Raw genomic sequence first — 23,856 nt, 5'->3', positions numbered from 1 at the left:
GGAGTGGAGCGGGCGGCGGGAATCGAACCCGCGTCTTCTGCGTGGAAGGCAGAGGTCTTACCATTACACAACGCCCGCGCTACGGGAGGAGGGGTAAGTCATACGCTGCGGGTCGTCAAGGCCGTCTGCACGCGCGAAATGCTGCAAAGATCAAAATGCGCCATTTGCCGCCCTTTACCTAGCCCTGCCGATGGCGCAAATTCCGCGCTACCAAAGGTCAGAAGGAGACGACGATGCCCAACCCGCTTTACGACGCTTTATTCGGTCGCCACATCGGGCAAAACACGCCGTTTCTGATCCTGCCGGATGGGCGTACGATCACCCACGACCAATTCATCCGCTCTGCCGCGCGCTATGCCAATGCGTTTTCGGACAAGGGGCTGACAGCGGGCGACCGTGTCGCTGTGCAGGTCGGCAAATCGCCGGATGCGCTGGCGCTTTATGCCGCTTGCGTGCAGGCAGGGCTGGTGTTCTTGCCGCTCAACCCCGGCTACACCGCGTCCGAGGTGGATTACTTCGTCGGCAACTCCGGCGCGCGGCTACTGGTTTGCAATCCCGCGGATGTTACCGAACTCACGCCGGTCGCTGCAGCCGCCGGTGCCACTGTAGAGACGATGGACAACACCGGCCGTGGCACGCTGCGCGATCTGGCGGCCACCCTGCCCGACACCTTCAATACCGTCGACCGAGCGGCCGAGGATCTGGCCGCCTTCCTCTATACCTCGGGCACCACAGGCCGATCAAAAGGCGCGATGCTGAGCCAGCGCAACCTTCTTAGCAATGCCGAAACGCTGGTCGATGTCTGGCAATTCACCAAGGCCGATGTGCTGCTGCATGCGCTTCCGATTTTCCACACACACGGGCTGTTCGTGGCGACCAATATCATGCTGCTCAGCGGTGGCGCGATGGTGTTCCTGCCCAAGCTCGATATCGATCAGTTGATCCGCTTCATGCCGCAGGCCACCGCGTTGATGGGCGTGCCCACCTTCTACACCCGTTTGCTGGGCTCTGATGACTTCACCGCCGGATTGACGGCGCATATGCGTCTGTTCATCTCGGGCTCTGCCCCCTTGCTGGCCGAAACGCACAAGCAGTTCGAGGAACGCACAGGTCACCGTATTCTGGAACGCTACGGGATGACGGAAACCAATATGAACACGTCGAACCCCTATGACGGGCCTCGGCGCTGCGGCACTGTCGGCACACCCCTGCCGGGGGTCGAGCTCAAGATTTGTGACCCCGATACTGGCGAAACCCTGCCACAGGGAGAGATCGGCGTCGTCGAGGTCCGCGGGCCGAATGTTTTCCAAGGCTATTGGCAGATGGCCGAAAAAACCGCCGCTGAACTGCGCGCGGACGGGTTCTTTATCACCGGTGATCTGGGGCTGATTGGTCAAGACGGCTATGTCCAGATTGTCGGGCGCGGCAAGGATCTGATTATATCCGGCGGCTATAACATCTATCCCAAAGAGGTCGAACAGGTGCTGGACGATCAACCCGGCGTGCTGGAAAGCGCCGTGATCGGCGTGCCTCATGGGGATCTGGGCGAGGCACCGGTTGGTGTGCTGGTCGCCGATGGCAGCCCTGATCTGGACCTAGAGGCGCTGTCGCAGACCGTCGCGCAATCGCTGGCGCGATTCAAATGTCCGCGCAAGCTGGTGGTGGTTGATGCCCTGCCCCGCAATACCATGGGCAAGGTGCAAAAGAACCTGCTGCGCGAAACCTATGCGGATCTCTTCAAGGGCTGACTACGGGTGCGGGTCGCCCGCACAGGGCGTGCCGCCTGCCACCCAGATCGCCAGCGCATCCTGCATCTCGGGGATGCTACCGGGGGCCGCCTCGCGCTCTGCGCCGGGGTCAAAGCCCCATGCCACAAAGGCCGACGTCCCGAGGTGATCGGACAGGTCTTCGGGCGTAAAGGCACCGTTGCTATCGGGGTCACGCAGTTGTGCGCATATCTCGGCGCTGGTTTTGCCTTTCCACGCCATCTCTATTGGGGGAAGCCGCCATGCGTCCGCAATCATCGGCGGTGCGTGGGGGACGGTATTTTCCGACGCGGCGCTGATGTGGCAGGTTCGGCAGGGCATCGTCTCGGCCCCGATGCGGCTTTCATCGGCAAGGATGTTCATGCCGTGTACGGGCGCTTGGTTGGCAGCCTCCTCGTGGCCCAAACCTTCCCAAAGCGGCACGCCAGCGGGACCGACGTGGCAATTGGTACAGCGCGGATGCGAGACGACCTTGTGGATATCATTCCACGCCGCCAGCGCCGCTGCGCGACCGGGTGCTTCTTGCGCCCGAGCACTGCCCGCGCAGGCCAGCGCGATGATCCCGCCGGTGATCGCCCCGCGAAGGGAGTTCATACAAAATCGATCGACTTGGATAGCGGCAGTTCGCGGATACGCTGCCCCGTCGCGGCAAAGATCGCATTGGCCAAAGCAGGCGCGGCGGGGGGAACGGCGGGTTCGCCGATACCCCTGATCTTGTCGCCATTCTCAAGCCCGCGCACCATGATCAACGGCGTCTGGTGCAGGCGCATCCCTTCGTAGGCATGGTAGTTATCCTGCTCTGCGACGCCCTCGCGATACGTCAGCTCGCAGTTCATCGCGTGGCCCAAGCCAAAGATCACACCGCCTTGCAGCTGCGCCTCAAAGTTCACGGGGTCCAGCACGCGGCCCACATCGGCGGCGACGAACACCTTGTCGATGCGGATGCCGTCGGGGGTGTTGGTGACCTCGATCACCTCGGCCACGGGCACGCCAAAGGCCAGCGTAAACGCCAGCCCCCTTCCGCGGTTCGGCCCCAGATCGCTGCCCCATTCCGACATCTCGCCCACGGCTTCCAAGACCTTGCGCGAAGCATCGTGCCAGCACAAGCGCAGCCTCTCTTGCAGCGGGTCGACGTCGGCGGCGTGGCACATCTCGTCCATGAAGCTTTCATGCATGAACCCGTTGCCCGACGCCCCGACCGACCGCCACGAGCTGACGGGCACCATCGCGGGCGTGCGGTAGCCGGTGACGCGGTAGTTGGGGATCTGGAACGGCTGGTCCCAGGCCCCCGCGACAATCGCTACATCAGGGCCGACGGCGGGCTGGTTCAACCTTGCGAGCGAGGACTCAGCGACCGAGGGGGCCGCGATCGACAGATCAAACGCCGCGACACCGGCATCCGCCACAGCACCGCGCCCGCGCGCAATGGCCAGTGGGCGGGGGAAATCATGGGTGAAGTCTTCCTCGCGCTGCCAGATCATCTTGATCGGCGTGTCAGGCATCTGCATCGCGATCTCTACCGCTTGGGCGATATAATCATCCTCGAGGCGTCGGCCAAAGCTGCCACCGGACATCAGCACATGCACGTGGATGTCATCCCCGTCCAACCCTGTCAGCCGCGCCATATTCGCCTTGACGAAACGGGGGATTTGCGTGCCGGTCCAGATGTCCAGCCGCCCCTCGGTCAGCTTGACCACGACGCTCATCGGTTCCATCGGGGCATGGGCCAGATAGGGAATGCGGTATTCCGCCTCGACCACCGAGGCATCTTGCAACGCCTCCTCTACATCGCCTTCATCCTTGAACCGGCTGTCGCGGTGGTCGTCGGTGAAAGAGGCCGCCACGGCGGCAAATTGGTCGGCGCTGTCACCGATATAGGGCGACGGGCCCCAGTCACATTCAACCGCCTGTGCGGCCTGAAACGCGCGCCATGTGTTATCCGCCACTACAGCGATGCCGCCGGTGATGGGCAAGACTGCGCTGACCCCGCGCATCTGGCGTGCGGCCTCGGCGTCAAAACCGTTCAGCCCGCCGCCAATCGCCGGATTGGTGCGGGTCGTGGCGATCACCATACCGTCCATCTGCATGTCGATGCCGTAGATCTGCCGACCGGTGGATTTCGCCACGATGTCGGTCCGCTTCTGCGGCTTGGTCAGATAGCGCCATTCCGACGGATCACGCAGGGTGACATCCTGTACCGGCTCGATCTCGGCGGCGATGCTGGCAAGGTCGATGTATTCGATCTTCAACCCATCGGGCAGCACGATGCAGCCGTTCTCTGTCCCCAGTTGGTCGCGCGGCAGGCCGGTCTGCTTCATCGCGGCTTTGATCAGCGTTTCGCGTGCGACAGCACCGGCCATGCGCAGGCGATCATACATATCGGGCACGGTGGACGAGCCGCCGGTGATATGCAGCCCCATCAGCTTGCCCATGACATCGACCGCACCGCGCCCGCCGCGTGCCAGCATCGTGTCAGAGGTCGCCGCAATCGGCAGCGCCTCTGCCCCGACAACGCCGTTGTAGTAAATCGCATCCGCCGGACCGGGCGACAGCTTGGCGCTGCGCGGGTCAATGTCGAGCTCTTCGGCGATCATATGCGCCTGCATCGACCACGCGCCCTGCCCCACATCCGCGCGCGGCGTGATCAGCGTGATCCCTTGGGCGTCGATCTTGACGTAGGGGGTGATCGCGGTTTCGCCGGGTTTCAACCCGTCGAGCAGCGGGTTCTCCCCCTCGCGTTTGTAAAGATAGGTGCCAAAGACGACGCCGCCTGCAACAGCGGCAGAGCCGATCAGGAAGCTGCGGCGGGCAATTGTTTTCACACGTCCCATATCACACCGCCTTGAGCTTGATCGCGGCGGATTTCACCGCCTCGCGAATACGGGGATAGGTGCCACAACGACAGAGGTTCCCGCTCATCGCGGCGTCAATCTGGTCATCTGTGGGGGTCGGGTTCAGCTCAAGAAAAGAGGCCGCCTGCATGATCTGCCCCGATTGGCAGTAGCCGCATTGCGCGACCTGCAGGTCGATCCAGGCCTCCTGCACCGCATGGCGCACCGCCGGAGAGCCCAAGCCTTCGATGGTGGTAATCTCGCCCTCGACATCGCCCGCGGCCAACTGGCACGACCGGACCGCGATCCCGTCCATATGCACGGTGCAGGCCCCGCATTGCGCGATGCCGCAGCCGTATTTCGGGCCAGTGATCCCCAGAACGTCACGCAAGACCCAGAGCATGGGCATGTCTTCCTCGACGTCCACATCATGGGTCACGCCATTCACTGTAAGTTTCATGCCTTGTCTCCCGACGTTCACTCTATAAATACCAGCGGGATCGGGGTGGTAAACCCAATCTGTCCCGCATCCCTTCGTGCCCTCACGTCAAAACATCGTGTCACGAGGGGGTTCAGAAAACATAAAACGCCGCCCCCGTGAGGACGGCGTTTGTCGCAAGTTTTACGAATTCGCGCTTAAAATTCAACGACGGCGCGAATGGATTCACCTTTGTGCATCAATTCGAAGCCTTCGTTGATCTGGTCCAGCGTCAGTTTGTGGGTGATCATCGGGTCGATCTCGATCTTGCCGTTCATGTACCAATCCACGATCTTGGGCACATCGGTGCGGCCCTTGGCCCCGCCGAATGCTGTCCCTTTCCAGACGCGGCCCGTGACCAGCTGGAACGGACGGGTCGAGATTTCGGCCCCCGCCGGTGCGACACCGATAATGATCGACTCCCCCCAGCCCTTATGCGCGGCCTCAAGCGCCTGCCGCATGACCTTGGTATTGCCTGTGGCATCAAAGGTATAATCCGCGCCGCCTTTGGTCAGCTCGACCAGATGCGCGACCATATCGCCTTCGATCTTGGTGGGGTTCACAAAGTCGGTCATGCCGAAGTAGCGGCCTGTCTCTTCCTTGTCGTCGTTCAGATCGACGCCGACGATCTGGTCGGCCCCTGCCATGCGCAGGCCCTGAATGACGTTCAAGCCGATGCCGCCCAGGCCAAAGACCACGCAGCGCGCGCCGATCTCTACCTTGGCGGTGTTGATCACCGCGCCGATGCCCGTGGTCACACCGCAGCCGATATAGCAGATCTTGTCAAAGGGCGCGTCCTTGCGGACCTTGGCAAGGGCGATTTCAGGGATGACCGTGTGATTGGCGAAGGTCGAACAGCCCATGTAGTGGTGGATCGGCGTGCCATCCATCATCGAGAACCGCGTGGTGCCATCGGGCAGCAGCCCTTGGCCTTGGGTCACGCGGATCGCCTGACAGAGGTTGGTTTTACCCGACAGGCAATATTCACACTCGCGGCATTCGGGCGTGTAAAGCGGGATCACGTGATCGCCGACCTCGAGCGTGGTGACGCCCTCGCCCACCTCAAGCACAACGCCTGCGCCCTCGTGGCCCAGAATGGCCGGGAAAATCCCTTCGGGGTCGTCGCCCGAACGGGTGAATTCATCGGTGTGGCACAGGCCGGTGGCCTTGATTTCGATCAGGACTTCACCCCGCTTGGGGCCTTCGAGATTGACGTCCATCACTTCAAGCGGTTGCCCTGCGGCAACGGCGACGGCGGCGCGTGTTTTCATCATAAGAAGCGTCCTTTTGCTGTTTCGGCCAAAAGGACGAAAAAGCGCTGCAATGTCAAGGTCAGGGGGCCGCCGGACAGGCATGAGGGGGCGCTGCCCCCGGTGCCGCTTTGCGACCCCTCCCCCGGGATTTTCAGCCATTTGGAAGGGCGGATATGGGTTTGCGCGCCGCGTGTTTTTCCTGTCCAATCGGTCGCGCGACAATGATGACATACCGTGACCGAGGAGAAGACCATGGTAGACCGAAGCGAGATCGGAATGAAAACCCGCCGCGCCGTTTTGGGCGATGCCCATGTGGACCGCGCCGAAGCCGCCAAGACCGAGTTGGACGCGCCGTTCCAAAGTCTGATCACCGAAGCGGCCTGGGGCACCGTCTGGGCCAGCGACAAGATCAGCCGCCGCGAACGGTCGATGCTGACGCTGGCACTGCTGGCGGCGACCGGCAACTTCGAGGAAATCCCCATGCACATCCGCGCCACCGCCAATACCGGTGCCAGCAAATCCGATGTGATCGAGGCGTTCCAGCATGTTGCCATTTATGCGGGGGTGCCAAAGGCGAACCATGCGCTTAAACTCGCCAAACAGACCTATCAGGAAATGGAAGCCGCCGAATGACCGATCAGAACGGAGCGTTCTTTCACCGCGACCGCAACTGGCACCCGCCCGCGCTGGCACCGGCCTATAAGACATCGGTGGTGCGGTCGCCGCAAAAGGCGCTGATCTCTATGAATACCACGCTGAGCGAGCAGACCGGCCCGGTCTTTGGCCACAATATGCTGGGGCCGCTGGATAATGACCTGATCCTGAACTACGCGGCCCAAGGCGAGATGGCGATTGGCCAGCGGATCATCGTCCATGGTCGTGTGCTGGACCAGAACGGGCGCGGTGTGCCCGGCGTGTTGCTTGAATTCTGGCAAGCCAATGCGGGGGGGCGCTATCGCCACAAGAAAGAGGGATATCTGGCTCCGCTCGACCCCAATTTTGGCGGGTGCGGCCGCACGGTGACCGATGCGAACGGCGGCTACAGCCTGCGCACGGTCAAACCGGGTGCCTACCCCTGGCCCAATGGGGTGAATGACTGGCGCCCTGCGCATATCCACTTTTCCGTTTTCGGACAGGGTTTTGCGCAGCGCTTGATCACGCAGATGTATTTTGAGGGCGACCCGCTGATCTGGAAATGCCCCATCGTGCAGACAATCCCGTCGCGCGCCGCGGTAGAGCAGTTGATCGCGCCGCTGGACATGGACAATACCGTGCCAATGGATGCGCGGTCCTATAAGTTCGACATCGTGCTCAGGGGCCGCCGGTCCACCATGTTTGAAAACCGGATGGAGGGGAACTGATGCAAGAGCTGACCCAGTTGAAAGAAAGCCCGTCACAGACCGCAGGGCCCTATGTGCATATCGGCTGCGTGCCGAATTTCTGCGACATCACCGGCGTCTACCCCGAGGATCTGGGCGCGCATATGGTCAATGCCGAGACCAAGGGCGAACGGATCACGGTGAAGGGCACGATCTATGACGGCACCGGCACCCCGCTAAAGGATGCGATGGTCGAGATTTGGCAGGCCGATGCGGAGGGGCTGTATCCAGGCAATGACCCCCGTGGGGCCGCCGACCCGAACTTTACCGGCTGGGGGCGCAAGGCGGGGGACTATGACACCGGCGAATGGCAGTTCGACACCATCCGTCCCGGTGCGGTGCCCTTTCCCGACGGGCGTATGATGGCCCCGCATATCAGCTTGTGGATTGTCGCGCGCGGGATCAATATCGGCTTGAATACACGTATGTATTTCCCCGATGCCGATAACAGCGCCGACCCGTTGCTGACCCGTATCGAACATCAAAACCGCGTAGCGACCCTGATCGCGGAGAAAGAAACCGATGGTTTCTATCGGTTTGATATTTACCTTCAGGGCGAGAAAGAAACAGTATTCCTAGATGTCTGATCCATGCATTCTTTGCGTTGCCATCACCGGCAGCGTACCGACAAAAGCCGCCAACCCCGCCGTACCCGTCACGATCACCGAGCAGATTGAAAGCACGCATGAAGCTTTTGAAGCCGGGGCAAGCATCTGCCACGCCCATGTGCGCAATGGCGACGAGACGCCATCCTCTGACCCAGAGAAATTCGCGCGGTTGAAAGAAGGGCTAGAAAAACACTGCCCCGGCATGATCATCCAGTTCTCGACCGGCGGGCGGTCTGGTGCGGGCAAGGAGCGTGGGGGCATGCTGTCGCTGCGGCCCGATATGGCCTCCCTGTCGGTGGGGTCGAACAACTTTCCCACCCGCGTCTACGAGAACCCGCCGGATCTGGTGGATTGGCTGGCGTCCGAAATGCGCGCCCATGAGGTTGTGCCCGAGATCGAAGCCTTTGATCTGAGCCACATCCTGCAGGCGATCCAGCATCACAAGGACGGCAAGCTGTTCGGGCGGCTTTATGTGCAATTCGTCATGGGGGTGAAAAACGCCATGCCCGCGGATAAAGAGGTTTTTGACTTCTACGTCGCGCAGTTGAAGGCCCGCGCGCCCGAGGCCGCGTGGTGTGCCGCAGGGATCGGGCCGAACCAGATCGTCGTGAACGAATGGGCGATTGCAGCCGGCGGTCACACGCGGGCCGGTCTGGAAGACAATGTGCGTCTGGACCGAAACACGCTCGCCCCATCCAATGCGGCGCTGATCAAACGCGCGGCGGATCTATGCGAGAAATACGAACGCCCCGTGGCGACCTGGCAGCAGGCGCGCGACATTCTGGGGCTACGCAGCGTCGCAGGCTAACCGGTTTGCCGCCCCCGCTTGTGCAATGACCCAAGCCGGGGGCGAACTGGCTTGGCCGCAGATTGACTTGCCCTGACCCGCATGAGAGTCATTTACCAAACCTTCGCCATCCTGACCCAAGGGACCGCCCGCCCGTGACACGTATCCTTGCCGTAACCTGCATGCGCAACGAAGGGCCCTATTGCATTGAATGGATCGCGCATCACCGCGCGGCGGGGGTGACGGATTTTCTGATCTTCACCCATGATTGCACCGATGGCACGCCGGCCCTGCTGGACCTGTTGGATGATGTCACCCATGTGCCCTTCACCCCCGAGGGCGACACATCGGTGCAATGGCAGGCCATGCGTCTGGCTGACCGCCATGACCTGATGAAACAGGCCGATTGGGCGCTGTTTTTCGACGCTGACGAGTTTCTAACCCTCGCAGCACCGATGCGTACGCTGCCCGATCTAATCGCCTCGGTCCCCGCGGAAACCGACGCGATTGCGCTGCCGTGGCGGTTTTTCGGCGCGGACGGGCAAGAGGCGTTGCAAGATACGCTCACCCCGCTGCGGTTTCGCCATGCGGCCCCTGATCCGTTCTTTCTGCCTGCGGGAAGCTTTTTCAAAACCCTGCACCGGCCCGCTGCATTTCAGAAGCTCGGCGTGCATCGTCCCAAGAAAAAGCGCGGTGCCGGCCCGCTGTGGAATCTCGGCGGTGTTCAGACCGCCCCCGGGGGATTTGCCGAAAATGACAACCGGATCAATCTGTTCGGCGTGATGCAGACCCAAGCGCGCGCGCGGCTGAACCACTATTCCCTGCGCTCAGCGGGCGAGTTTATGGTCAAACGCGGGCGCGGTCTGCCCAACCGGACGACAAAGCGGCTGGATCTGCACTACTGGGCTGAGCGTAATTTCAACACCGTCGCTGACACGATGATCGATCCGATGCTGGACGCCACAATGGCAGAGGTTGCCCGCCTGCGCGCCCTGCCCGGTGTCGCCGACGCGCATACGCGGGCGGTACAGCGGCACCATGACAGCTTTGCCGCATTGATGACCGATCCGGCGGAAGTACAATTCTACTGGCATCTGCTGTTGCTGGGCAGCAGCACCCCGCCCACGGCAGAGCAGGCACAGGCGCATCTGCTGCGTCACGCAGGCAGCTAAGCCCCGTTCCATCTGACACCGCGGGAACAAAAAAGGGCGCGACCGGATACCGGCCGCGCCCTTGGCACTCGTTACCTACCCTTAGGCGAGGTCAAAGCGATCAAGGTTCATTACCTTGGTCCAGGCGGCGATGAAGTCGGTCACGAATTTGTCTTTCGCGACATCACCTGCATAGACCTCTGCAATCGCGCGCAACTGCGAGTTCGACCCGAAAAGCAGATCAACAGCGGTCCCGGTGTGCTTCAGCTCACCCGTGGCGCGGTCGCGGCCTTCATAGATATCGTCCGTCGCGGTCTCTTCCGCCTTCGCCCACACGGTGCCCATATCCAGCAACGTGGTGAAGAAGTCGTTGTTCAGCGTGCCGGGCGCATCGGTGAACACGCCGTGTTTGGCGCGGCCCACGTTCACGTCCAGTGCACGCATCCCCCCGACCAGAACCGTCATCTCTGGCGCGGTCAGCGTCAGAAGCTGGGCGCGGTCGACCAGCAGCTCTGCCGTGGTGACCGAATAGCGGGTCTTGGCAAAGTTGCGGAAACCGTCGGTGACAGGTTCAAGATAGGCGACGGAGTCAACCTCGGTCTGTTCAAGCGAGGCATCGCCGCGGCCCGGTGCGAAGGGCACGGTCACGTCGTGGCCCGCGTCCTTGGCGGCTTTCTCGATCCCGGCGGCACCGGCCAGCACGATCAGATCAGCGACAGAGATTTCTTTGTCCCCCGACTGCGCGTTGTTGAAGTCTGCGCGGATCGTTTCCAGCACACCCAGCACTTTGGCCAATTGGTCAGGCTCGTTCACCGGCCAGTCTTTCTGCGGTGCCAGACGGATGCGCGCGCCATTTGCACCGCCGCGCTTGTCGGACCCGCGGAAGGTCGCGGCAGAGCCCCAAGCAGTGGCCACCAGTTCCTGAACGCTCAGCCCCGACTCCAGCACTTTGGCTTTCAGCGATGCCACATCTGCGTCATCGACCAGCGTATGCGTCACGGCGGGGATCGGATCCTGCCAGATCAGCTCTTCGCTGGGGACGTCTTTGCCCAGATAGCGGGCAATCGGTCCCATGTCGCGGTGGGTCAGCTTGAACCATGCACGGGCAAAAGCATCGGCGAATTCCTCGGGGTTTTCGTGAAAGCGCGTGGCGATCTTGAAATACTCGGGGTCTTCGCGCAGCGCGAGGTCGGAGGTGAACATCATCGGCGCGTGACGTTTGGAGGGGTCGTGCGCATCCGGCACGGTCCCTGCGGCGTCGCCGTTCTTTGGGGTCCACTGCACGGCACCGGCAGGGCTTTTGGTCATTTCCCAATCGAGCCCCAGCAGGTTGTCGAAATAGGTCATGTCCCAGCTGATCGGGGTTTGCGACCATGCGCCTTCAAGCCCGCTGGTCAGGGCGTGGATGCCGTGGCCTGTCTCGTGCTTGTTGGTCCAGCCAAAGCCCTGGCTTTCCAGTGGCGACGCTTCGGGATCGGGGCCGGCATTCTCGCCGCCCACGGCACCGTGCGCTTTACCAAAGGTGTGACCACCCGCGATCAGCGCCACGGTTTCATAGTCGTTCATCGCCATCCGGCCAAAGGTGTCGCGGATGTCGTTGGCAGAGCCTTGCAGATCGGGTTTGCCGTCCGGCCCTTCGGGGTTCACATAGATCAGGCCCATCTGCACAGCGGCCAGCGGGTCTTCCAACGCGCGCTCTTCGCTGTAGCGCTTGCTGCCCAGCCATTCGTCTTCGGGGCCCCAGTAAACGTCCTCTTCGGGTTCCCAACGGTCCACACGGCCACCGGCGAAGCCAAATGTTTTCAGCCCCATCGATTCCAGCGCGATATTGCCGCACAGGATGATCAGGTCACCCCAGGAAATCTGGTTGCCGTATTTCTGTTTGATCGGCCACAGCAAGCGGCGCGCCTTGTCGAGGTTGGCGTTATCCGGCCAGCTGTTAAGAGGCGCGAAACGCTGCGTGCCCGTGCTGGACCCGCCGCGGCCATCCGCCGTCCGGTAGGTGCCTGCCGCGTGCCATGCCATACGGATAAAGAACGGGCCATAGTGACCATAGTCCGCAGGCCACCAGTCTTGCGAATCCGTCATCAGCGCATGCAGGTCAGCCTTGACCGCGTCAACGTCGAGCGTCTTGAACTCTTCGGCATAGTCAAAGTCTGGCCCAAGCGGGTTCGAATCGATGGTGTTCTGGTGCAGCAGCTTGAGGTTCAGCTGGTTCGGCCACCATTCGTTCAACGACCGCGCACCGCGCTTTGAGTTGCGGCCGTGGCTGCCGACGACCGGGCATTTGCTGATGTTTTCGACGTCATTTCCGTCCATGATGGTCTCCGATGTTATCTGTCTGGTGCGCGGTTTTGCACCGCGTCACGGGGGATGGATGTCGGGGGCGCGATACAGTCTGCCCCGTCTTTCTGGAATTGTTCTAACATCAGTTACTGATTAGTTTAAGTTGGCATTTCCTATCAGTTTGATAATAATAAACTATGACCAACATCACCCTGAAACAGCTTCGCTACTTCGAGGCCGTCGCCCATCACCGTCACTTTGGCCACGCCGCCGAGGCCTGCGCGATCTCTCAGCCCGCCTTATCCGTGCAAATCAAGGAGTTGGAGCAGAACTTGCAAACGCCCCTCTTTGATCGCGGCGGGCGGAATATCACGTTGACCAGCTTTGGCGTCGATTTCGCGCCGCGCGCGCGGGCGATCTTGCAGGGGGTGGACGAGCTTCAGGATATGGCGCGTGCATCCAAGGACGGGCTGATGGGCCGGCTGAGAATCGGCATCATCCCCACCATCGGCCCCTATCTACTGCCCTCGATCATCACCAAGCTGACACAGATGAACCCCGCGCTGGATATCCACGTGCGCGAAACCATGACCCCGCGGCTGATCACCGAGCTGACTGAGGGGCGCATCGACACTGCCATCGTCGCCCTGCCCGTATCAGAACCCTCCCTGACCGAAGTCACCCTGTTTGACGAGAAATTCATGCTGGTGCGCCCCGAGGCTGATCGCGACAAGCCGATCCCCAGCAGCGCGCATCTGAACGAGATGAAGTTACTGCTGCTTGAGGAAGGGCATTGCTTTCGCGATCAAGCGCTGTCGTTTTGCGATATGCAGTCGGAAACCGCGCGCGAGGGGCTGGATGCGAGCTCCCTATCCACGCTGGTGCAGATGGTTGGCGCGGGCATCGGCGTGACGCTGATCCCCGAAATGGCCGTCGCCGTGGAAACGCGGTCGGCGCAGGTGGCGGTCAACGCCTTCCCCGCGCCCGAACCGACGCGCCGTGTGGGGATGATCTGGCGCAAGACCAGCCCGCTTGCCAGCAAACTGTCCGAAATCGCCGACCTGATCCGCCCGACCTAAGCGGGCGGATCATCGTGTCATCGCGGTATCAGCCCAACCGCGCCAGCAGCGCGCGCGACGGGTCGCCGGTTTCGGGCAGTCCCTGGCTTTGCTGATAGGCGGTGATCGCCTTGCGGCTGTTCGGGCCGATCACACCGTCGGTGCCGTCGGTGTCAAAGCCGCGGGCGGTCAGCCGTTCCTGCAACGCCTTGCGGTCGTCAATGGTCAGCCCGTATTTATCGGGGCCAAAGCTGGCCTGAATGGGCCCGCCCCCTGCGATACGGTCCGACAGATGCCCGACGCCAATCGCGTAATTGTCCGAGTTGTTGTAGCGCTTGATCGCCTTGAAGTTGTTAAAGATCGCAAAGCGCGGCCCGCCCGCATCGGGCTGCAGGATCTGCACCGGTGTGGCAGAGCTTGCCGCTGCGGTGCCCATCTCTGCGCCCCATTTCTGGCCGGACTTCCAGCCCGACTTCGCCAGATAGGCGGCGGTGGAGGCAAGTGAATCCGACGGATCGTCAGACCAGATGTCGCGTTTGCCATCGCCGGTGAAATCTACCGCGAAGGATTGATAGGATGTGGGGATGAACTGTGTGTGGCCCATGGCACCGGCCCAGCTTCCGGTCAGACCGGGAGCCGAGACATCGCCGCGCTCCAGGATACGCAGCGCCGCGATCAGTTGTTTCTCGAAGAAGGCCCCGCGACGACCGTCATAGGCCAGCGTCGATGTAGCCGACACGACCGGCACATTCCCGCGCCGTTCCCCGTAAAAGCTTTCCAGCCCCCAGACGGCGGTGACGACTTCGGCAGGTACACCGTAGCGCGCCTCAATCTGGCGCAGCACGCTTTGGTGGCGCGCGAATGCTGCGCGCCCTTTGGTGACACGCTCGTCCGATGCCGCAATGGCAAGGTAATCTTCAAGCGAGCGGCTGAATTCCGTCTGGTTGCGGTCCCGTTTGACGACCCCAGGCAGATAGCCCGCCCCTGCAAATCCACGGCGCAAGGTGCTGTCGGAAATGCCCTGCGCCGCAGCGCGTGACTTGAACGCCGAAACCCAAGCATCATAGCCCGCGTTCGGCTGGGGTTGCAGGTCCGGTGCCAGCCCCGCATCGCTGCGCGGCGCAAAGCTGCCTGCCCTGTTGCCGGTGCTACAGGCCGCAAGGCCCAATGCTGCCAATCCGACGGTGAAACTTCTTCGTGAAATGCTCATACTGCCCGCGCCCTTGTTTGTTATGACTTCGGCATAGAATAGCCGAAGCACGGGGGCGGGCAAAGCGGATGATACGCCTTGGCAAAGCTTTGCCTATTTGGTCGGGATGTAGAGCGGCACGGTCGACATCGACATTTTGGCAGACCCGTTCTGCACATCGCGCGCGTGGCTGATATAGACCAAGGTGTTGTTTTTCTCGTCGAAAATCCGTTTGACCTTCAGCGTCTTGAAGATCACGGACCGGCGTTCGCTGAACACCGTCTCGCCCTCGTCATCGCGCGAGATGTCGCCAATTTCGATCGGGCCGGTCTGGCGGCAAGAGATGGAGGAATTCGACGGATCCTCGAACCAATTGCCCTTTTGCAGCCGGTCGATCAGGCCGCGTTCAAAATAGGCCAGATGGCAGGTGACCCCCTTGACCTCGGGGTCTTGGACCGCCTCTACCACGATGTCATTGCCCAGCCAGTCCACATCGACATTGCCCACCACATCAGCGGTAGCTGCAAGAGGAAGGGCAAAGCCAAGGGCGGCAATGGGGGCGAAGGCGGCGCGTTTGAATATGTTCATGCATCCATACGCGCGGCGTGCCTGTTGGTTCCCACGTCGCGGCAAGAAAAGACCCAGCACGCGCAGATCAGGTTACCCGCGTCCAGAATCCCGCTTTATGGGCATAGCGTTTGCGCAAGCGCTGGACAAAGGCGTCGTGGCTTTCGAAAGCTCCGTAATCCTCGATCTCGATATCCGCGGCGGCGCAGTCCATCAGGTGATCGGCCGCCTGCGCGTACCGCGACTTGGCGCTTTCCCACAGCGCGGCCTCGATCATTGCGCGCCAACACAGCGCTGCCGCCAAGGGGTGGCGTGCCCGCAGCGCGTCGGCGGCATCAGAGAGTGGGGCGACATGGGTGCCGTTCAACGTCTCGGCGCGCGCTTCGATCATCGCTGCGAGCCCGCGCAGGTCGGGCCACGCGAGGAAAAAGGCGATCGCCGCGTTGAGATCCTTGAACGTGGCCGCATGGGCCTTGGCGGCCTCCTCTACCTCTAGATCATCGAAATCCGGGAGCTGTTTGAGGTGCGCGCGCAGCATCTCGGGGTCGAGCGTTTCGGTAAAACAGCGCCAGCGGTGGGCTTGGGCCTCATCCTCGCGCCCCGATGCGATCAGCGCGTGGATATAGGCCGCGTCCCACGCCTGCCGCCCCGCCTCTTTCCCCTTGGGACGTGCACCCTCAAGAACATCAAGCGCGGCATCGTGTCTGCCAGTAGCCGACCAGAGCGCCGCCACCTCGACCGCGACGGTGGGACGCGCCAGATCACTGGGAGAGAACAGCGAGACGTAGGTCTCCGTATCCCCCTGCGCCAATGCCACCTCGCGCAGGTGCATCTGGACAAAGCGTTTCTTGCGTTGCGCGGCGTAGTTTGCATTGCGCCCGCGCAGCTCGCGCAGGAATTGCAAGGCGGGGTGATCCTCGGTCGCGTCCAGCGGCGCGGCCTCGAAGGTCTGGATCAGCCCTTTCAGATGTGCGAGCCCGCTGTCGCCCAAGGACGGGGCCATGCGCGTGATAATTCCGTCAAAAGCGCCGTCCGTATTCCCCTGCACCGCCTCCCACGTGCGTTCCGCCAGCGCGATCTGGTCCAGCGGGGCGCGGGCGGCAATCTGGCCGATTTCTGCAAGCGCGTCAGCAAAGACGGCCCCCACGTCCCCCTTGCTGTCGTCCACCCGATCCATGATCGAAGGGGCAAGCGCTAGAAACTCCCACAGCAGGTCGAAGGCGTCGGCGGGGGCGTCTGGGGCGATCTTGTCGATGATCATAGCGGATTGGGTGCGCAGGTCTTTGATCAGCGCCGTCCGTTTGCGCCACCCGACATAGCTTTTGGCCCGCCGGATCGTGACCAGCCGTTTGCGCACATCACGCGCCAGTTCAGCGGGGCCGAGGTTGTGGCTCAACTCAAGCCGCAGACGACGTTTCATATCGGCGCTGCCGGTGCTGACCTCGATCAACAGTTCGGCCAGCCGCTCCGCCCCTAGGGCGGCAAGATTTGCAGTGTTCAGGGTCTTTTTTGACATGGGGCCTTGCTACATCGGATTTGCGGCCGGTCAAAGGGGGCGCGCGGCTCGGACGCGTCAGGCAAAGAGATAGACGGTGACGCCCCAGCCTGACAGTTCGGCCAGTTTCTGCATCGCGCCGATCACGTCGCCGGTCTGCCCGCCGATCTGCCGCAGCGCCAGCGCCGCTACCAGCGCGGTGGCCACGACGCCCCCCGCAAAGATCACCGCCGCCGCGCCAAAGCCCAAGGGCAGCAGCCCGACCAAGCCAAAGGCGACCGCGATATAGACGCAAGCCGCCGGCACCTGCGCCGCGCCGTGTCCCAGCCCGTCAGCCCGCGCGGCGGGCATCCGCGCCAGCCAGAACGGCAGCATCGCGCGGCTGGCCATCGACAGACCAAGCGCGGCAGGTACGACCAGTGCAGGATGATCCAGCCGTGCGATCAGCGTTACCTGCAGCGCCACCGTCAGGATCAGGGCCATCACCCCGTAGCTGCCAATGCGGCTGTCGCGCATAATCTCGAGCTTGCGCGCGCGCGTCTGCCCGCCGCCGAATCCGTCGGCCATATCGGCCAGCCCGTCTTCGTGCATCGCCCCGGTCAGCAGTGTCGCGGCAAAGATCAGACCAAGGGCCGCAACTGTCGGGCCAAAGCCCGCCGCGTGCAGCGCCCAGTAGATCAGAGCGGCGGGCAGCATCGCGACCGCCCCCGCCAAAGGCCAGCCCCAAGCCGAAGCTCCCGTCGCCGGGATCGGATCGCGCAGATATCCCACGGGAATACGGGTCAGCAGCAGCATCGCCAGCCGCGCCTCTGCCACCCGGGCGCGCAGCATCAGCCGTCCGCCACGCCGGCTTCGGCAAAGGTCGCCATGCCGCTATGGCACGCCAGCGCCGAGCGCAGGATACCAAGCGCCAGCGCGGCACCCGACCCCTCGCCCAACCGCATGTCGAAATCGAGCACGGCCGTCTTGCCGATCGCATCCAGCAGACGTTTATGCCCGGGCTCGACGCTCAGATGCCCGATCAGACAATGGTCCAGCGCCGCAGGGGCCAGCGCGAATAGCGGTGCGACAGAGGCGGTGCAAATGAACCCGTCAAGGATCACCGGAATACGCCGTTGCCGCGCGGCCAGCACGGCACCGCAGATCGCCGCCTGCTCGCGCCCGCCCAAGGCCATCAGGATAGATGCCCCATCCTGCGGGGTGGCGGCGTGGCGGGCAAGTCCGCGGGTGATGGCGTCGACCTTGCGGCGCAGACCTTCGTCGTCCGAACCGGTGCCGCGCCCGACCCAATCTTGCACAGCCCCCCCAAAGACCGCCGCCGTCAGCGCTGCCGCGACGGTCGAATTGCCGATCCCCATTTCGCCCAGGATCAAGACACTGGCCGCCGGATGCAGCGCCGCCGCTCCCGCGTTGAGGGCCGAGACACATTCCGCCTCGCTCATCGCGGGGCTTTGCGTGAAATCGGCAGTGGGGCGGTCAAGGTCCAGATCAATCACCGACAGCTGCGCGTCATTGGTGCGGCACAACTGGTTGATCGCAGCGCCCCCCGCCTTGAAGTTCTGCACCATCTGGGCTGTCACCTCTTGCGGGAATGGGTTCACCCCCTGCGCGCAGATCCCGTGGTTACCGGCAAAGACGAGGGCCTGCGCCATGTCGATCTGCGGCACCGCCTGTTGCTGCCAACCCGCCATGAACACCGCCAGATCCTCCAGCCGCCCCAATGATCCGGGCGGTTTGGTCAGCGCATTCTGCCGGTCGCGCGCGGCGCCTTGGGCGACGGCATCAACCTGAGGCAAATCGCGGGTCAGCGCGTCAAGGTCGGACAGGGAAGTCAGGGGAAAAGTCACATGCGCCATGCAAAGGGGTCTCTTTCGTTTGGAAATCTATCGTATGTCGGGATCATGGGTCAGGCAAGCGAGGCCGGAGCCGAAGCACTGCCCTTCAGCACCAGCGGCAGACCACAGCTGACCAGCACCACGTGCCCCGCCACCGCTGCAATGCGCTGGTTCATCAGGCCCGAGGCATCGCGGTAGCGCCGGGCCAGCGCGGACATCGGCACGATGCCACCGCCCACCTCATTCGTGACCAGCACCACCGGAGAGGACTGTGCGCGCAAGCTGTCCAGCACTTTTTCAAGCTCCTCCTGCCAGTCGCGTTCGGCGTGCATCACGTTGGACAGCCACAGCGTCATGCAATCGACCAGCCGCGCGCCCGCCCCGTCGGTGCGCATTAGCGCGCCGCATAGATCAAGCGGTTCCTCCACCGTGTCCCAACCATCCCCGCGTTGCACCTTATGTGCGGCGATGCGGTCCTCCATCTCTGGGTCAAAGGCCTGGCTGGTGGCAATATAGACCAGCGGCAGCCCGTAGGCGCGCAGGTGGTTTTCGGCAAAAAGGCTCTTGCCCGATTTTGCTCCGCCGGTGACCAGCGTGATCTTGTCCATGATATCCGCCCTTTGCCAAGCGGGGCGCGGGCGAACGCCCTGCCCCGGTGGCGATCAGAATTCCACACCGGCCTGTGCGGCGATACCCTGTTTGCGGAAAGGATGTTTGATTTCCTTCATCTCGGTCACCAGATCCGCAATCTCGATCAAGGCGTCGGGCGCGTTGCGGCCGGTGATCACCACATGGGTCATATGGGGTTTCTCGGCCTGCAGGAAATCGACCACATCCTGCACGTCGATATAGCCATAGCGCAGTGCGATGTTGAGCTCGTCCAGCAGCACCATACGGTTGTTTGGGTCGCGGATCAGCTCTTTGGCTTTTTCCCATGCGCGTCCGGCAGCAGCGATGTCGCGTTCGCGGTCTTGCGTGTCCCAAGTAAAGCCCTCGCCCATCACATAGACCTGACAGATGTCGCTAAAGCGGTCCTCAAGCAGTTGACGGTCCGCCGACACCCGTGCGCCCTTGATGAACTGCACCAGCGCGCAGGGGAACCCGTGCCCGATGCAGCGCATGATCATCCCGAAGGCAGAACTGCTTTTACCCTTGCCGGTCCCGGTGTGGACGATGATCAACCCCTTGGTCACGGTCTTTTCCGCCATCATCTTGGCGCGGGCCGTCTGGACCTTCGCCATCTTTTCGGCGTGGCGCTTGTTCTGGTCTGGGGTGCTGTCGGTCATCTGTTATCTCTCCTCGTGGCGTATCTGGTTGCCTGCCCTGCGTACGTCTTGCACCGCCCGCAACGCCAGCGGCGTGCCGCAGACCCAATCGGGCGAGCTATACACCATCCGGCCGGTCTTGGCGTACTGTGCGAGCGCAGGATGTAGCATGATCTCTTCGGATCGGGAACCTCCGGGATAGGGTGTCGTGGTGACCAGAACATCGGGGGCGTTCATCACCAGGTCTTCCAGCGCCAGACGCCCGCTGGTCCGGCGTCCGAGTTTCTGCGAGAGGTTGCGCAGTCCGCCGGTGGTTATGATGTCGTGGCCCAAGGTATCCACCCCCAGCGAATAGCCGTTCGGGTAATAGAAAGCCGCAACAGGGGCATCGGAGGCCAGTGCGGGCTGCGCGGCCAATGTCTGCTCGACCTCGCGGGCCAGCGCCTCTGCCCGCGTGGGCTGTTGTACGAGGTCGCCCATCCACCGGATCTGCGCGGGAATATCGTCAAGCGCCTTGGTGATCGACATCTGCTCTACCCGCAGGCCAAGGTGGCGCAGCATCGCGAGGGTCGCTTTGTCGGAGTATTGCCCCGCCAACACCAGATCCGGTGCGGAGAGATATATCTCTTCTGCACCGCCCGCGTTCTGCGGATGTGCCGAGGCTTCCTGCGCTAGGGACGACGACCGCGGATCGCGCGCCAGACGGGAAAGGGAGGTAATTTGATCAGGGTCCGCCAGCAGCAGCACCATCTGGTCCGTGCACAGGTTCATCGACACCACACGGGGCAGGTCTGCGGCGCTGGCTGACGTGACGGCTATCAGGAGGGTGCCCAGGCCGAACAATGCCCGCCGCGCCGTCAAAGTGACCCGCCGGATCACGCGCCGTCTTTCAACGCGGTTTCTAGCCGGGCCCAATCACCGGCCGGACCCGGCAGGCCCAGACGGATCCAGCTGTCGGAATAGGGGAAGATCCGCGACCAGATGTGATGTGCGGCCAAGGCGTTTTGCGCAGCGGTGGCATCCGGCGTCGCGTAGGTGCGAAACAGCGGTGTGCCGCCCACCAGCACCCAGCCTGCCCGCACCGCCATCGCATCCAATTGCGCTGCCTCGCCTTGCAGGCGCGCGGTGGTCTGCGCTGCCCAGTCAGTATCATTCAGCGCGCGTAAGGCGACCTCTATTGCCATGCCGGAAACTGGCCAAGGCCCCGTCATCGCGCGCAGTCTTTCGGCCAAAGGCTCTGCCGCCAGCACAAAACCCAAGCGCAGCCCCGCCAGCCCGTAGAACTTGCCAAAGGACCGCATCACAAGGATATTTTTCGGCAGTTCGGCCCCGCCGCGGACCAGCGACACCTCTGGATCAGGGTCGGCAAAGCTTTCATCCACGATCAGCAGCTCGACCGTTTCCGCAAGCGCGCGCAAGGCGTCAGGGGCGTGGCGCTGCCCATCGGGGTTGTTAGGGTTGACCACCACGGCAAGGGCAAACCCTTCAAGCGCGGAAATATCCGTGGCTTCGGTGACCTGCCAGCCTTCGGCCCGCAGTGCGGCGGCATGTTCGTTATAGGTGGGCGACAGGATCGCGGCTTGGCCCGGCGCGATCAGGCGCGGCACCAACTGGATCGCCGCCTGCGCCCCTGACACAGGCACAACAGCACAGCTTGCGCCATAGGCCCGCCGCGCGGCGTCTTCCAGCGCGCCAAGGGCACTGCGTTCGGGCAGACGGGTCCATGCCTCTGGCGTGATGGGCCCCACCGGATAGGGCACCGTGTTGATCCCCGTGGACAGATCGATCCAATCAGCGCGGTCGCCGCCGAACGCCTTGATCGCCCCATCCAGATTGCCGCCGTGGTCCCGCATCGCTTGCCCCTGTCAGATCAGCGCCACCAGCGCCAACACGACTGCTAATACGAACATGGCGCGAAGGTAAAGCGTCAGCGCCCGTCGCAGGCTGGTCGCATCGGCCTCGGAGCCTTCGGCATTGAGCCACGGTTCATCCGCGATCTCTTCGCCGTACACACGCGGGCCGGACAGGCGTACGTCCAGCGCACCGGCCATCGCGCCTTCGGGCCAACCGGCATTGGGGGACCGGTGGTGGCGCGCATCGCGCAGCATCACGGCGGCGGCGCGACGTGGCCGTCCCGAGACGATCACGAACAGCAGCCCCGTTGCCCGCGCCGGGATGAGATTGACCAGATCGTCAAGCCGCGCAGCCACCATCCCGTAGTGACGGTAGCGCGCGGACCGGTGCCCGATCATCGAATCCATCGTGTTGATCGCCTTATAGGCCACCAGCCCCGGCAGCCCCAGCAGCACGCCCCAAAACACCGGCGCCACCACCCCATCCGAGGCATTCTCGGCCAGGCTTTCGATCGAGGCACGGGCAATCGCGGCAGCGTCCAGTTGATCAGGATCCCGCCCGATGATCATCGACACGGCAAAACGCGCGCCTGCAATATCTCCTTGTACCAAAGGCTTGGCGACGGCTTCGACGTGGTCGAACAGGGACCGCGGTGCCAGAAAGGGCCATGCCAGCAGCCCGCCAATAACGTAGCCCGCCCAGCCAGAGGGCAGCAACGCGGCAACCACAATCGCGGGCAAGACGGCAAGCGCAAGCACAAGGCAGACCCCGACACCGCCCAACAGGCGCAGCCGTGCGGGCGATGCCTTGGCGCTATTCAACCGTGCCTCGATCGCGCGAATGGCGTGGCCGATCCAGGACACCGGATGGCCGATTTTCGCATAAAGCGGCGCGGGCCAGGACAAGGCCGCCTCGATCACAAACCCCAGCAGGATGCCCGCCGCACCGATCATGCGTCGCCTCCGGTCGTGAACCGCATCGCACCGGTCAGCCCGTGGTCGGCCAGCAGCTGTTCAGCATCATCGGGGGCGGAGCCCGGCGCAAAGATGAATGCGCGAGCGGACCCTGTGTGCGCGCGCGCATAGCCCAAAGCGCCGAGCCGCTGCGCCAGTGTCGTGCTCGGGTCGTTCACGGGGCCGCGCAACGCGGTGGTGCGGTCTGCACTGATGCGCGCCAAACGCGCGACCTGAGGCAAATCACCCCGCGCCACGGCGCTTTCCCAGGCTGGCAACAGGTCGGCAATATCCGCAAAACCGCTATCCGCCGCATCGGTCCAAATGGGGTCGCCAAAGTAGCCGCCGATGATGTCAGCCCGTGGCGGCGCGCCCAGCGCGCCCTTGCTTTGCGCCAACCGCGAGGCCCAGATCACGCGGTCCGGATGCGGCAACATTAACGGATCGGTGGCACCTTCCACCGCCAGACACAGCGACGGCAACCGATCCTCGGCAATGCCCGCAGCCCGCGCCAAAGCCACCAGCGCCGCCGTGGATGCACCTGCCCCGACCCCGACAGGAAGGTTACCAAACAAGGTAAAACTGCCCGTATCTTGCCCTGCAGCCTCTAGCAGCTGTCGAAGCTGCGCGAGGCTGACCGCTGCGGGTTCACCCTGCGTCAGGTCCAATGCCCCCCCGCGGGTAAACCGCGCCCGCACCCCATGTGCACGGCACAGCATCGTGACCAGAACCACAGGGCCCTCCGGCCCCAACCGCCCCTGCACCCATTCACCGAAGTGACCGAAAACAGGTGGAGTTTCTGCAGACGCTCCTGATTTGTCGAAAATTGTCTGCAAAATACTGGCTTTCGTGCGGCGCGAGAGAATTGGTGCCGACATATTCACCATCCGCGGGCAAACGGCAACAGAGCAAGGGCCTATGGATTAAAGGCTTTTCCGCATCGCGCCTCCTACCGATTCTGGGTGGGACGCTCTCGAAAGTATAGGGCGCTATTCTGGAAGGCAGGGGGATTGTACCTGCGCATTGTCGCTCGCGTTAACCTTGTATGAGAACTTTAGACATATCCCGGGGGGCAGGAAAGACGGCGAGGTCGTCTCCGGC

General features: G+C 63.0%; 23 protein-coding genes and 1 tRNA gene. 7 read left to right on the top strand and 17 right to left on the bottom strand.

The features are described from left to right. Nucleotides 1-4: 4 nt before the first annotated feature. Nucleotides 5-78, bottom strand: a tRNA-Gly gene (locus tag GLP43_RS06735). A gap of 155 nt (nt 79-233) precedes the next feature. Between GLP43_RS06735 and GLP43_RS06730 the strand changes: the two genes are divergently transcribed. Further along, nucleotides 234-1,748, top strand: a complete 1,515-nt coding sequence (locus tag GLP43_RS06730) for a malonate--CoA ligase (protein WP_237278711.1) — start codon at nt 234-236, stop codon at nt 1,746-1,748. On the opposite strand, the gene GLP43_RS06725 is transcribed toward GLP43_RS06730, so the two are convergent. From GLP43_RS06725 to GLP43_RS06710, 4 genes are all read right to left on the bottom strand, one after another. Then, complete coding sequence (locus GLP43_RS06725; RefSeq protein WP_237278710.1) at nt 1,749-2,360, bottom strand: hypothetical protein; 612 nt, start codon at nt 2,358-2,360, stop codon at nt 1,749-1,751. Next, on the bottom strand, nt 2,357-4,597 hold the full coding sequence (locus GLP43_RS06720) for a xanthine dehydrogenase family protein molybdopterin-binding subunit (RefSeq protein ID WP_237278709.1): 2,241 nt from the start codon (nt 4,595-4,597) through the stop codon (nt 2,357-2,359). Before GLP43_RS06720 ends, GLP43_RS06725 begins: the two co-directional genes overlap by 4 nt. A gap of 1 nt (nt 4,598) precedes the next feature. After that, nucleotides 4,599-5,057, bottom strand: coding sequence for a (2Fe-2S)-binding protein (locus tag GLP43_RS06715; protein ID WP_005852225.1), 459 nt, complete (start codon nt 5,055-5,057; stop codon nt 4,599-4,601). A 176-nt stretch (nt 5,058-5,233) separates the two neighbouring features. Beyond that, on the bottom strand, nt 5,234-6,346 hold the full coding sequence (locus tag GLP43_RS06710; protein ID WP_237279929.1) for an S-(hydroxymethyl)glutathione dehydrogenase/class III alcohol dehydrogenase: 1,113 nt from the start codon (nt 6,344-6,346) through the stop codon (nt 5,234-5,236). A 234-nt stretch (nt 6,347-6,580) separates the two neighbouring features. On the opposite strand from GLP43_RS06710, the gene pcaC reads away from it, so the two are divergent. The 5 genes from pcaC to GLP43_RS06685 all read left to right on the top strand — a co-directional run bounded on the left by pcaC (nt 6,581) and on the right by GLP43_RS06685 (nt 10,274). Next, a complete protein-coding gene (pcaC, locus tag GLP43_RS06705; protein ID WP_237278708.1) occupies nt 6,581-6,961 on the top strand; it encodes a 4-carboxymuconolactone decarboxylase in 381 nt (126 codons plus the stop codon). Continuing rightward, entirely contained in the window at nt 6,958-7,689 is a 732-nt protein-coding gene (gene pcaH, locus GLP43_RS06700; protein WP_237278707.1) for a protocatechuate 3,4-dioxygenase subunit beta, read from the top strand. Before pcaC ends, pcaH begins: the two co-directional genes overlap by 4 nt. After that, complete coding sequence (gene pcaG, locus GLP43_RS06695; protein ID WP_237278706.1) at nt 7,689-8,294, top strand: protocatechuate 3,4-dioxygenase subunit alpha; 606 nt, start codon at nt 7,689-7,691, stop codon at nt 8,292-8,294. Before pcaH ends, pcaG begins: the two co-directional genes overlap by 1 nt. Continuing rightward, entirely contained in the window at nt 8,287-9,123 is an 837-nt protein-coding gene (locus GLP43_RS06690; protein ID WP_237278705.1) for a 3-keto-5-aminohexanoate cleavage protein, read from the top strand. Before pcaG ends, GLP43_RS06690 begins: the two co-directional genes overlap by 8 nt. A 134-nt stretch (nt 9,124-9,257) precedes the next feature. Then, on the top strand, nt 9,258-10,274 hold the full coding sequence (locus GLP43_RS06685; protein ID WP_237278704.1) for a glycosyltransferase family 2 protein: 1,017 nt from the start codon (nt 9,258-9,260) through the stop codon (nt 10,272-10,274). 81 nt (nt 10,275-10,355) lie between these two features. Here GLP43_RS06685 and katG read toward each other — a convergent pair whose 3' ends face one another. Continuing rightward, nucleotides 10,356-12,572: a catalase/peroxidase HPI gene (gene katG, locus GLP43_RS06680; RefSeq protein ID WP_237278703.1), complete on the bottom strand. Its 2,217-nt coding sequence runs from the start codon at nt 12,570-12,572 to the stop codon at nt 10,356-10,358. A gap of 164 nt (nt 12,573-12,736) precedes the next feature. Here katG and GLP43_RS06675 point away from each other — a divergent pair, with 164 nt between their 5' ends. Continuing rightward, nucleotides 12,737-13,618 (top strand): hydrogen peroxide-inducible genes activator, encoded by an 882-nt coding sequence (locus tag GLP43_RS06675; RefSeq protein ID WP_237278702.1) that lies wholly within the window; start codon nt 12,737-12,739, stop codon nt 13,616-13,618. A 28-nt stretch (nt 13,619-13,646) separates the two neighbouring features. On the opposite strand, the gene GLP43_RS06670 is transcribed toward GLP43_RS06675, so the two are convergent. The 11 genes from GLP43_RS06670 to GLP43_RS06620 all read right to left on the bottom strand — a co-directional run bounded on the left by GLP43_RS06670 (nt 13,647) and on the right by GLP43_RS06620 (nt 23,633). After that, on the bottom strand, nt 13,647-14,807 hold the full coding sequence (locus GLP43_RS06670) for a lytic murein transglycosylase (RefSeq protein WP_237278701.1): 1,161 nt from the start codon (nt 14,805-14,807) through the stop codon (nt 13,647-13,649). 93 nt (nt 14,808-14,900) lie between these two features. Continuing rightward, nucleotides 14,901-15,374, bottom strand: a complete 474-nt coding sequence (locus tag GLP43_RS06665; RefSeq protein ID WP_237278700.1) for a CreA family protein — start codon at nt 15,372-15,374, stop codon at nt 14,901-14,903. A 67-nt stretch (nt 15,375-15,441) separates the two neighbouring features. Beyond that, entirely contained in the window at nt 15,442-16,869 is a 1,428-nt protein-coding gene (locus tag GLP43_RS06660) for a DUF6880 family protein (protein ID WP_237278699.1), read from the bottom strand. A 57-nt stretch (nt 16,870-16,926) separates the two neighbouring features. Next, nucleotides 16,927-17,679 (bottom strand): adenosylcobinamide-GDP ribazoletransferase, encoded by a 753-nt coding sequence (locus GLP43_RS06655; protein WP_237278698.1) that lies wholly within the window; start codon nt 17,677-17,679, stop codon nt 16,927-16,929. Then, nucleotides 17,679-18,704: a nicotinate-nucleotide--dimethylbenzimidazole phosphoribosyltransferase gene (gene cobT / locus GLP43_RS06650; RefSeq protein WP_237278697.1), complete on the bottom strand. Its 1,026-nt coding sequence runs from the start codon at nt 18,702-18,704 to the stop codon at nt 17,679-17,681. Before cobT ends, GLP43_RS06655 begins: the two co-directional genes overlap by 1 nt. Before the next feature lie 50 nt (nt 18,705-18,754). Beyond that, nucleotides 18,755-19,291 (bottom strand): bifunctional adenosylcobinamide kinase/adenosylcobinamide-phosphate guanylyltransferase, encoded by a 537-nt coding sequence (cobU, locus tag GLP43_RS06645; protein ID WP_237278696.1) that lies wholly within the window; start codon nt 19,289-19,291, stop codon nt 18,755-18,757. A 54-nt stretch (nt 19,292-19,345) separates the two neighbouring features. Beyond that, nucleotides 19,346-19,969, bottom strand: a complete 624-nt coding sequence (gene cobO / locus GLP43_RS06640) for a cob(I)yrinic acid a,c-diamide adenosyltransferase (protein ID WP_037943712.1) — start codon at nt 19,967-19,969, stop codon at nt 19,346-19,348. 3 nt (nt 19,970-19,972) lie between these two features. Next, nucleotides 19,973-20,827 carry an ABC transporter substrate-binding protein gene (locus GLP43_RS06635; RefSeq protein WP_237278695.1) on the bottom strand — a complete coding sequence of 285 codons (855 nt, stop codon included), beginning with the start codon at nt 20,825-20,827 and terminating at the stop codon, nt 19,973-19,975. After that, nucleotides 20,824-21,801, bottom strand: coding sequence for a threonine-phosphate decarboxylase CobD (gene cobD / locus GLP43_RS06630; protein WP_237278694.1), 978 nt, complete (start codon nt 21,799-21,801; stop codon nt 20,824-20,826). Before cobD ends, GLP43_RS06635 begins: the two co-directional genes overlap by 4 nt. A 12-nt stretch (nt 21,802-21,813) precedes the next feature. Continuing rightward, nucleotides 21,814-22,755, bottom strand: coding sequence for an adenosylcobinamide-phosphate synthase CbiB (gene cbiB, locus GLP43_RS06625; RefSeq protein WP_237278693.1), 942 nt, complete (start codon nt 22,753-22,755; stop codon nt 21,814-21,816). Further along, on the bottom strand, nt 22,752-23,633 hold the full coding sequence (locus GLP43_RS06620) for a hypothetical protein (protein ID WP_237278692.1): 882 nt from the start codon (nt 23,631-23,633) through the stop codon (nt 22,752-22,754). The genes cbiB and GLP43_RS06620 overlap by 4 nt, the downstream gene beginning before the upstream one ends. Between the last annotated feature and the right edge of the window lie 223 nt (nt 23,634-23,856).

Origin of the sequence: Sulfitobacter sp. M39, assembly GCF_021735935.1 — a bacterium.
In the GTDB taxonomy this organism is placed as follows: Bacteria; Pseudomonadota; Alphaproteobacteria; order Rhodobacterales; family Rhodobacteraceae; genus Sulfitobacter.
The sequence above is the reverse complement of the archived record's forward strand: the minus strand, read 5'-3'. Positions and strand labels throughout refer to the sequence as shown.

What these genes read in the sequence shown, in the direction of transcription:
- GLP43_RS06730 (WP_237278711.1), top strand. Translation starts at nt 234, where the DNA reads ATGCCCAACCCGCTTTACGACGCTTTATTCGGTCGCCACATCGGGCAA.
- GLP43_RS06725 (WP_237278710.1), bottom strand. Translation starts at nt 2,360, where the DNA reads ATGAACTCCCTTCGCGGGGCGATCACCGGCGGGATCATCGCGCTGGCC.
- GLP43_RS06720 (WP_237278709.1), bottom strand. Translation starts at nt 4,597, where the DNA reads ATGGGACGTGTGAAAACAATTGCCCGCCGCAGCTTCCTGATCGGCTCT.
- GLP43_RS06715 (WP_005852225.1), bottom strand. Translation starts at nt 5,057, where the DNA reads ATGAAACTTACAGTGAATGGCGTGACCCATGATGTGGACGTCGAGGAA.
- GLP43_RS06710 (WP_237279929.1), bottom strand. Translation starts at nt 6,346, where the DNA reads ATGAAAACACGCGCCGCCGTCGCCGTTGCCGCAGGGCAACCGCTTGAA.
- pcaC (WP_237278708.1), top strand. Translation starts at nt 6,581, where the DNA reads ATGGTAGACCGAAGCGAGATCGGAATGAAAACCCGCCGCGCCGTTTTG.
- pcaH (WP_237278707.1), top strand. Translation starts at nt 6,958, where the DNA reads ATGACCGATCAGAACGGAGCGTTCTTTCACCGCGACCGCAACTGGCAC.
- pcaG (WP_237278706.1), top strand. Translation starts at nt 7,689, where the DNA reads ATGCAAGAGCTGACCCAGTTGAAAGAAAGCCCGTCACAGACCGCAGGG.
- GLP43_RS06690 (WP_237278705.1), top strand. Translation starts at nt 8,287, where the DNA reads ATGTCTGATCCATGCATTCTTTGCGTTGCCATCACCGGCAGCGTACCG.
- katG (WP_237278703.1), bottom strand. Translation starts at nt 12,572, where the DNA reads ATGGACGGAAATGACGTCGAAAACATCAGCAAATGCCCGGTCGTCGGC.
- GLP43_RS06675 (WP_237278702.1), top strand. Translation starts at nt 12,737, where the DNA reads ATGACCAACATCACCCTGAAACAGCTTCGCTACTTCGAGGCCGTCGCC.
- GLP43_RS06670 (WP_237278701.1), bottom strand. Translation starts at nt 14,807, where the DNA reads ATGAGCATTTCACGAAGAAGTTTCACCGTCGGATTGGCAGCATTGGGC.
- GLP43_RS06665 (WP_237278700.1), bottom strand. Translation starts at nt 15,374, where the DNA reads ATGAACATATTCAAACGCGCCGCCTTCGCCCCCATTGCCGCCCTTGGC.
- GLP43_RS06660 (WP_237278699.1), bottom strand. Translation starts at nt 16,869, where the DNA reads ATGTCAAAAAAGACCCTGAACACTGCAAATCTTGCCGCCCTAGGGGCG.
- GLP43_RS06655 (WP_237278698.1), bottom strand. Translation starts at nt 17,679, where the DNA reads ATGCTGCGCGCCCGGGTGGCAGAGGCGCGGCTGGCGATGCTGCTGCTG.
- cobT (WP_237278697.1), bottom strand. Translation starts at nt 18,704, where the DNA reads ATGGCGCATGTGACTTTTCCCCTGACTTCCCTGTCCGACCTTGACGCG.
- cobU (WP_237278696.1), bottom strand. Translation starts at nt 19,291, where the DNA reads ATGGACAAGATCACGCTGGTCACCGGCGGAGCAAAATCGGGCAAGAGC.
- cobO (WP_037943712.1), bottom strand. Translation starts at nt 19,969, where the DNA reads ATGACCGACAGCACCCCAGACCAGAACAAGCGCCACGCCGAAAAGATG.
- cobD (WP_237278694.1), bottom strand. Translation starts at nt 21,801, where the DNA reads ATGCGGGACCACGGCGGCAATCTGGATGGGGCGATCAAGGCGTTCGGC.
- cbiB (WP_237278693.1), bottom strand. Translation starts at nt 22,755, where the DNA reads ATGATCGGTGCGGCGGGCATCCTGCTGGGGTTTGTGATCGAGGCGGCC.
- GLP43_RS06620 (WP_237278692.1), bottom strand. Translation starts at nt 23,633, where the DNA reads ATGTCGGCACCAATTCTCTCGCGCCGCACGAAAGCCAGTATTTTGCAG.